This is a genomic window from Acinetobacter sp. NIOH-H-8 (assembly GCF_046635365.1).
Classification (GTDB): Bacteria; Pseudomonadota; Gammaproteobacteria; order Pseudomonadales; family Moraxellaceae; genus Acinetobacter.
In genome coordinates this window covers 1-420 of the sequence record NZ_JBHDVN010000251.1, presented here as the reverse complement: position 1 = coordinate 420, position 420 = coordinate 1, and the positions used below count along the sequence as shown (strand labels likewise).

Genomic DNA, 420 nt, shown 5'->3' with positions numbered 1-420 from the left:
AAACATTACTGGCGAGTGAACTCCGGGTACGCCTCCAGGCCGCACTCGACCACGTCCACGCCCTCGTACTCCTCTTCATCGCTGACGCGCAGGCCCATCACCGCCTTGATGATGCCCCACACGATCAGGCTGGCGATGAACACCCAGAGGAAAATCGACACCAGGCCCAGCAGCTGCGCGCCGAAAGAGGCGTCGGCATTGGTCAGCGGCACGGCCAGCAGGCCCCACATGCCGGCGACACCATGCACGGAGATGGCACCGACCGGGTCATCGAGCTTGAGCTTGTCCAGACCGAGGATGCTGAACACCACCAGTACACCACCGACACCGCCGATCAGGGTGGCTTGCAGCGCGCTCGGGGTCAGCGGTTCGGCAGTGATCGCCACCAGGCCGGCCAGGGCGCCGTTGAGCACCATGGTC

1 pseudogene is annotated in these 420 nt (G+C 65.0%); it reads right to left on the bottom strand.

The annotated features are described in order from the left end of the window. Positions 1-5: 5 nt before the first annotated feature. Positions 6-420, bottom strand: a pseudogene (locus tag ACEWB7_RS18075) (ammonium transporter); the annotation flags it as partial.